This window comes from Enterobacter sp. 04-C-12-SI-ECC, from assembly GCF_047530715.1.
Classification (GTDB): Bacteria; Pseudomonadota; Gammaproteobacteria; order Enterobacterales; family Enterobacteriaceae; genus Enterobacter; species Enterobacter bugandensis.
Genome location: NZ_JBLKDI010000028.1, coordinates 45,077 through 51,106 on the forward strand (window position 1 = coordinate 45,077; position 6,030 = coordinate 51,106).

Here is a 6,030-nt window from a genome sequence, read left to right on the forward strand (position 1 = left end):
CCTGTCAGTTAGTGGGAGATACCGGCTTGAGTTCTTCAAAGCTGTGGAGGTTAATCACACCGTTGTCATAGCTCAGTTTCAGTCGGTAGGTTTTTTCCTGGTCTTTCAGTGGCGTGATGATTGCGCCGTTTGTGGTGGAGGATTTCAGTACCCCGCTGTACTGCACGGAGCCATCATCCATGACGCGAATTTCTTTCGTGTCGAACTGAGTGGTGATGCCCGCTTTCTGAATGCGCTCAGTTTCTATGTCCAGGGCTTTCTTGAGTACGTCCCGTTCGGCGGAGGGGACAAATCCAAGAATCATTTTCTGGTTATGTTCGATGTTTTCCGGAGTAACGTTCAGTCGCCAGTAAATAAAGGAAGCGGCGAACTGTGTCAGGCCGGTGGCATCGACACTTTTAGAATCTGATGCAAATGGGCGGTTAAACGTTAATGGCGTAGTGATGGTTTTCTGGGTTGTGGCGAAATACCATGCCAGTGACCCTGTCAGTACATTCCCTGCGCCCATGAGTAAAGTTAAAGCTGAAAGACCAATAAACGCATAGCGGAGTTGTTTATCGCGCTCTCCTTTAATATTCAGTTTCATGAAAAACTATGCCCTCCAGTGCCGGAAACTTGAATCAGGTATCTGGCGAAAGGTTACTTTGAATAAAAGTGATGGCAGGTGCCAGTAACAGAAATTAAGTAACCAGTATGACCCCTGCCCTTTTTTCAGATATCTGACGATAAACCAGAGGATTCCCGCGATTACACCAAGTTCGAGTGACAGATTGTTAAGCACCCCCAAAACTAAAAGGGGTGCAGTAACAATCAATTCGTCAATCGGTAAGCCTAAATAGCGGTCCTGCTGGTTCATTGTTTCCGGGAAGTTATATTTATCTCCTTCCCCATTCATCATTTAGCTCGCGATGCCAAAGGCGACACGGGTAAAGATGATTGCCATAACGATACCGACGAACACCAGTGGTGAGCGGGCCTTAATGTAAATAAACAGGCCCATGATGATTTCGGCGATGTAGAACCATTTAACCAGTGAGGAACCAGAACCGAAGGTGGAATTAACCGTGGTGTTCTGTGAGGAAAGAAGGTCAGTACCAGATGCGAATGCCGGGTGAGTGACCATGAGTGCAATTAAAAAAGCACCTGCTGACTTTAAGTAAAATTTAGCTTTGCGATTTTCGCGAGCTTTGCGGAATAAAGACGCTACCGCCCATCCCTTACCGACGTTAAGGGCACTGCCTTTGGTTAACATGTTTGTTTTCTCCGAAGTAAACAAAAGTGAATCGCGTAAGTGCTTGTTTACGCGGGCGCAATTGTCCCATGACCCTAAAAAAAAAAAACTGTGACGCATGTCACATTTTTTGGAATCATTCAGATTTATCCGAATATGTAAGTGGGTAGGCTTTGTTGACCAGAAAGTTCAGAAATGGCCTCCGGGATCTATAGCTATGAAAGTAAAAGAGAAAATGTGGGATGGTCGCGGCCGTCCACGCAAGTTCCAGCCAGGTGAAGCGGTGGAGTGGCGATTGCGTGCTCCGGATAATCTGCTTATGGAGCTGAGAATATGTGCCAGGGCTGGCAATAGAAGTGTGAATGAGGAAATTATTGCCAGGCTTTTGTTGTCGCTGAATTATCAGCCCGGGAAACCTGTCATTAAAACTGCGGAGGGTGAGCGGCTTATTGCACTGGCGGTGAGATTTGAAGAATGGCTAGGGCAATTACTTGATAGTGAATCCGTTGATGCCGTGAGTGAAGTAAAAACTCCGCCAAAACAGGAGCAATTATGGATGTGGCGTGAGGGTGAAAGGGTTTTGCTTCCAGGAAAAACAACCGGATATAGCATGCGTATTCCTGAGAATCTTGCGGATGAAATCAGAGCAATGGCGAAGGTGCATAACCGTAGTCTGAATGATGAAATGCTTACCCGCCTGATGAATACTCTGGGTTATTTTACGGAAAGGTTGCTTGAACAGAACGAGGATGCGCAGGCGCTTAAAATTCTCTGTATGGAATTCGAGGTGTTTCTGAAGGAAAAAATAAGGGAGGTGGAAAAAAGTGACCTCCCGTGGGATGAAAAGCCGTCTCAGTGATCGATTCTGGCCGGAGCTTTCCGGCCAGTTGTGCTGATTTACTCTGTGAGGAAATGGTCCTTTTCAGCTTTATCTTCTGCATCATTAATTGCACTAATGTTCGTGTTTATAAGTTCTTCAAGTTTCAGTCCGGAGTCTGGTCCTTTGAGCATTACGAAGATATCGGAAATCAGGGCGGTTAGAATCATAATGCCTTCACGTGACCCTGATACTTTTTTAATGAGGTCCCGCCTGAAACCTTCAAGGTCGAAAGAGTTGCCTTCTTCTTTCGATTTATACACCATGAGTCCCAGTCTGACTAGTTCGTTCACAATGGATGAATAATTCATATCTGAGGTTGTGGCGCCCTTCTGAAGTTCTATTTCCAGAATATCCTGTATCTCACGGTCGATTTTGTCTTTGAAGTAGATGTTTTTTCTTGGCATGGTATTTTCTCGTGAATTTCATGCAGTGCCTAATGCGGCACTGCAATTGAGTTCTGTGGTGACCATATGTGTTTAGTTCCTGTGGCAAGCTATTGAATTTCAGTATGAATACCTTGCCTGGGTGTGTGCTAATCCAGCACCGTGGAGTGTGCTAATTCGGCACTATTATGTGTGTTAATCCGGCACCATCAAGTGTGCTGATTAGGCACTGCTTCGTTTTAAGTTACTCTATTTATTATGTACACACAATCCCCACACTGAGCAGTGCTTGATTGACACACACAGCAGTGCCTAAATAAGCACTGGTGTGTGTGGGGTAAAGGCACTGTAATGTGTGTTAATCAACACACATTAAGAGCATACACTTTAACATCTCGAAAAGTCGGCACATTCATATAATTGAAATTAAAGAAAAAATCTGCAAGACGAAGTCTTGCGTGGGGTGTGATGTTTTAAAGGGTTAGTAAAGAGCGGCATGTTAATACCGCCTACTGCTCTGACATGTTTATTTCGGACAGATGTAAAATCCCATCAGGAAAGCGTTCACGCGCGTTTGTAGTGAATTTACTTGATTACGACGATCCGCCGGGGTATTTTTTAATGCGCCTCTCCAGGGCCCGTTTATTTCGCTAAAAGGCCAAACCATGAAAATATCGTTACTGCCTGCTGCTTTGCTGACTCTTTCGCTATCTGCTGGCGCAACTCCGCAGATGTGCTTTGATCAGGCCGGGAAAGATTATCAAATTGATCCACTACTGCTTATGTCAATTTCGATTAAAGAGAGCCATCTGGTACCGGATGCGATAAATGGATCAAACAGGAATGGAACGGAAGATGTCTGTGGTATGCAGGTGAACAGTTCCCATTACGGTAAACTTAAAAACTTCAATATTACCCGTGAGCGCCTATTGAATGATCCATGTATCTGCGTCTATACGGGTGCATGGGTACTGGCGCACAACTTCAGGTCATACGGAAAAAACTGGGACAGCGTAGGGATGTATAATACGGGGCCGAGCAAAAAGCTCATTGCGCAGCGCAAGGCCTATGCACAGAATATCAAGAATATATATCGCGTATTACTGGCCAGAAAAAAAATACTTTCTGAACGTCTCGCGCCAGCTGCGGGTAAGGAGCATGAGATAAAAACTGCAGAAACAGCATCGCTTAACAGCGGACAGTAAAAAGCCGCTCTGTTGAGCGGCTTAATTTTCAGGCCTTCAGTTTTGCAAACTCCTCAGCCATTTTCCAGAGCACCTGATTTAATTTGATGTCACCATCTATTCCGGTGACTTCCCGCGTTCTGGTGATCTTCCCTTTTTCCGTTCTGCCACGAATCCCCCCACGGATCACATTTTCCTGCACCACGTTAAACGTGGTCCATAAATCCTGGCCTCTGTCGAGCACACGGCGAGGGTTAATAATTTGCTCCGGTGTAATCGGCGCTGGTTTTCCATCGTACTTAAGTTCCAGGGCGGTCGCACCAAAAAGGCGTTGCTCAGGCAAAGTCAGCTGAATGCTTTTCATGAGGTCTATATTTTCATCAACCGCGTCAAATGTTTTCAGCACCGTGTAAGCGCCTTCGATAACCTGCCCAACAATATCTCCTTTGTGGGGTACGCGGATTTCACCAAAATCCTTCCACGCAACCAACCCATTACTGCAAACCTGACGGAACATACCGGGGATCATTTTATAGCTGCTTGAACCATCATGGCTATTCAGCAGAATAATTTCCGGTACTTCTTTTCCGTTAATCTGGTCATGACGACGCAGGCGAAGCATATGCTTTGTAAAGTCGCGTTTATCCTGGTCACGTGTACGTGACTGCGTTGCATAATACGGCTGAAAACCTTCATCACGTAAACGATCAAGTATGTTTATGGTCGGGATATATGTATAGCGTTCAGAGCGTGAATCGTGTTTATCCGATGAAAACGCGCTCGGAACGATGAGCTGTAATTCCTCATTCGTCAACGGACGGTCTTTACGGATCGAGGTAGGCATACGATAGCGGCTTGCGAAACTGACCATTTTTATTTACTCCTGATTATTTAGTAAGTGATGAAGGAATAACGCGGTGAAAATTATCCAGCGGCATTGCAGCTGCCACCGGGCGACCATCTGCAACCCAAACAGAGATATAATCCGGGCATTCGTCATTAATTAACGTCAGCTCAGTGGCATTCTCTGGCGGCGTAAAAATTGCCGGTTGTGGCTCCCCTTCCGATGCTGCCAGGACCCAGCAAAACAGATCCATGAACTGGGACATGGTGAGGTTTGAATCACATCTTCCGGTAGATTCTTGAGCGGCGGTTTTGACGTTGACGTTTCGTGTGTGCATCCTGGTTTTCTCCTGTGGTGATGGTTGTCCATCTCCCTGGTGAGTTCTCTCGCGGCAAAGGGCAAAGGAGCAACGGCAGGGCGGCAGGAGAAGGGCGGAGACGAAAGTTTTTGCGGCACGCAAAAAGTTTTGGCGGAGTGCATTTCACCCTTCGGATGACGAACTGACGGTGCTACAAGCAGCCCTCCGCGTGAGGACACACGGGGGATGGCTTCACCGGGGGGAACAGGATGCACACACCCGACACGGCGGAACGGCGTGGCGCCATTAAAGCGACGGCATCAGCCGGCGCGGTGAAGGCGTTCCGGACGGCACGGCCGGAGAAGCCGCAGCCCTTGACCTTAGCCATCAGACCCTAGCGTCAGCCCGAAACCCGAAGGGGTTCGGCGGAGCCCGGCGGGTGCGCAGCAGCCGCCCTGGCGGAGTGGGGCTCGACGACCGGACAGCAGCGCTGGCCGGGAGCCGAAGGGGGCCATCGCCCTGCCCTGTTTTCGGGTTATGGCCACGGAGCTGCAGCGGAGAAAGATAACCAGCAGGACGACGGATATGACGCCCGGGATGAAGAACACAGGGAAAACCAGGCTGAAGCCAGGTACAGGCAGGTAACTCATGGCGCTCTGACTTCAGCAAAATCAGGCAGGAAGGGCAGGCGTTTTGACAAGACGGAGGGAGCCGAGGGGCAGCGCCGGAGGCGCGTCCCCCTTCCCCCGTTCCCCGCAGGGGAACAGACCTTCCGGGTTGTTCATGCATGCGACTGCACCCTTCGGGATGGAAAAAGGGGCTACCGGTAAACCGGCAACCCCTTCATAAAGGCGCTTCAGGCATGTCCACACAGTCTCAGCCCCTGAATGGCGGGGGTTTCCCCCCGCCGGGGTTAGCTACTTAGCGGATTCGTAAGCCATAAAAGCCGCCACCTCCCTGTCCGTGTCCCTGTACCGGATTTCGCAGAGCGATTTCCGTGTCAGGTAAGTGAATATCAGCAGTGTGAGACACACTATTAATACGCACCAGAGCAGGGTGTTTCGCGGCAGTTTCATGGCCTTCTTCTCCTGTCAACGCAAAGCAGAAGTGTCACCTTCGGTGCGAAACAGAGATGTCATGCTTTGGTTCAGAGAATGCGTTTGACCGCCTCGCTATATACTTCCGAGCGTTCTCTTTTCCCAACAGAAAT

General features: G+C 48.5%; 9 protein-coding genes and 1 pseudogene. 2 read left to right on the plus strand and 8 right to left on the minus strand.

The annotated features are described in order from the left end of the window. Positions 1–4: 4 nt before the first annotated feature. The 3 genes from ACMWL8_RS23450 to ACMWL8_RS23460 are packed head-to-tail and all read right to left on the minus strand — an operon-like array spanning position 5 to position 1,252. Positions 5–586: a TraE/TraK family type IV conjugative transfer system protein gene (locus ACMWL8_RS23450; protein WP_033488175.1), complete on the minus strand. Its 582-nt coding sequence runs from the start codon at positions 584–586 to the stop codon at positions 5–7. Positions 587–592: 6 nt separating this feature from the next. Next, positions 593–895 carry a type IV conjugative transfer system protein TraL gene (gene traL / locus ACMWL8_RS23455; RefSeq protein ID WP_023338040.1) on the minus strand — a complete coding sequence of 101 codons (303 nt, stop codon included), beginning with the start codon at positions 893–895 and terminating at the stop codon, positions 593–595. Positions 896–898: 3 nt separating this feature from the next. Continuing rightward, positions 899–1,252: a type IV conjugative transfer system pilin TraA gene (locus tag ACMWL8_RS23460; protein WP_032645467.1), complete on the minus strand. Its 354-nt coding sequence runs from the start codon at positions 1,250–1,252 to the stop codon at positions 899–901. A 196-nt stretch (positions 1,253–1,448) separates the two neighbouring features. On the opposite strand from ACMWL8_RS23460, the gene ACMWL8_RS23465 reads away from it, so the two are divergent. Further along, positions 1,449–2,090 carry an Arc family DNA-binding protein gene (locus tag ACMWL8_RS23465; RefSeq protein ID WP_032663733.1) on the plus strand — a complete coding sequence of 214 codons (642 nt, stop codon included), beginning with the start codon at positions 1,449–1,451 and terminating at the stop codon, positions 2,088–2,090. 38 nt (positions 2,091–2,128) lie between these two features. Here the strand turns inward: ACMWL8_RS23465 and ACMWL8_RS23470 are convergent, their stop codons facing one another. Then, the gene (locus tag ACMWL8_RS23470) at positions 2,129–2,515 is read right to left on the minus strand and encodes a relaxosome protein TraM (protein WP_032663732.1); all 387 of its coding nucleotides are present in this window, start codon (positions 2,513–2,515) and stop codon (positions 2,129–2,131) included. Between the two features lie 644 nt (positions 2,516–3,159). Here ACMWL8_RS23470 and ACMWL8_RS23475 point away from each other — a divergent pair. Next, the gene (locus tag ACMWL8_RS23475) at positions 3,160–3,699 is read left to right on the plus strand and encodes a lytic transglycosylase domain-containing protein (RefSeq protein WP_032663727.1); all 540 of its coding nucleotides are present in this window, start codon (positions 3,160–3,162) and stop codon (positions 3,697–3,699) included. 28 nt (positions 3,700–3,727) lie between these two features. On the opposite strand, the gene ACMWL8_RS23480 is transcribed toward ACMWL8_RS23475, so the two are convergent. From ACMWL8_RS23480 to ACMWL8_RS23495, 4 genes and pseudogenes are all read right to left on the minus strand, one after another. Further along, positions 3,728–4,549, minus strand: coding sequence for a DUF932 domain-containing protein (locus tag ACMWL8_RS23480; RefSeq protein ID WP_032663726.1), 822 nt, complete (start codon positions 4,547–4,549; stop codon positions 3,728–3,730). A gap of 16 nt (positions 4,550–4,565) precedes the next feature. After that, positions 4,566–4,859 (minus strand): hypothetical protein, encoded by a 294-nt coding sequence (locus ACMWL8_RS23485; RefSeq protein ID WP_032663725.1) that lies wholly within the window; start codon positions 4,857–4,859, stop codon positions 4,566–4,568. An 878-nt stretch (positions 4,860–5,737) separates the two neighbouring features. After that, positions 5,738–5,896: a type I toxin-antitoxin system Hok family toxin gene (locus tag ACMWL8_RS23490; RefSeq protein WP_013087178.1), complete on the minus strand. Its 159-nt coding sequence runs from the start codon at positions 5,894–5,896 to the stop codon at positions 5,738–5,740. Between the two features lie 71 nt (positions 5,897–5,967). Continuing rightward, positions 5,968–6,030, minus strand: a pseudogene (locus ACMWL8_RS23495) (type II toxin-antitoxin system mRNA interferase toxin, RelE/StbE family); the annotation flags it as partial.

Coding starts and splice junctions, on each gene's coding strand:
- ACMWL8_RS23470 (WP_032663732.1), bottom strand. CDS start 2,515: ATGCCAAGAAAAAACATCTACTTCAAAGACAAAATCGACCGTGAGATA.
- ACMWL8_RS23460 (WP_032645467.1), bottom strand. CDS start 1,252: ATGTTAACCAAAGGCAGTGCCCTTAACGTCGGTAAGGGATGGGCGGTA.
- ACMWL8_RS23450 (WP_033488175.1), bottom strand. CDS start 586: ATGAAACTGAATATTAAAGGAGAGCGCGATAAACAACTCCGCTATGCG.
- traL (WP_023338040.1), bottom strand. CDS start 895: ATGAATGGGGAAGGAGATAAATATAACTTCCCGGAAACAATGAACCAG.
- ACMWL8_RS23465 (WP_032663733.1), top strand. CDS start 1,449: ATGAAAGTAAAAGAGAAAATGTGGGATGGTCGCGGCCGTCCACGCAAG.
- ACMWL8_RS23490 (WP_013087178.1), bottom strand. CDS start 5,896: ATGAAACTGCCGCGAAACACCCTGCTCTGGTGCGTATTAATAGTGTGT.
- ACMWL8_RS23485 (WP_032663725.1), bottom strand. CDS start 4,859: ATGCACACACGAAACGTCAACGTCAAAACCGCCGCTCAAGAATCTACC.
- ACMWL8_RS23480 (WP_032663726.1), bottom strand. CDS start 4,549: ATGGTCAGTTTCGCAAGCCGCTATCGTATGCCTACCTCGATCCGTAAA.
- ACMWL8_RS23475 (WP_032663727.1), top strand. CDS start 3,160: ATGAAAATATCGTTACTGCCTGCTGCTTTGCTGACTCTTTCGCTATCT.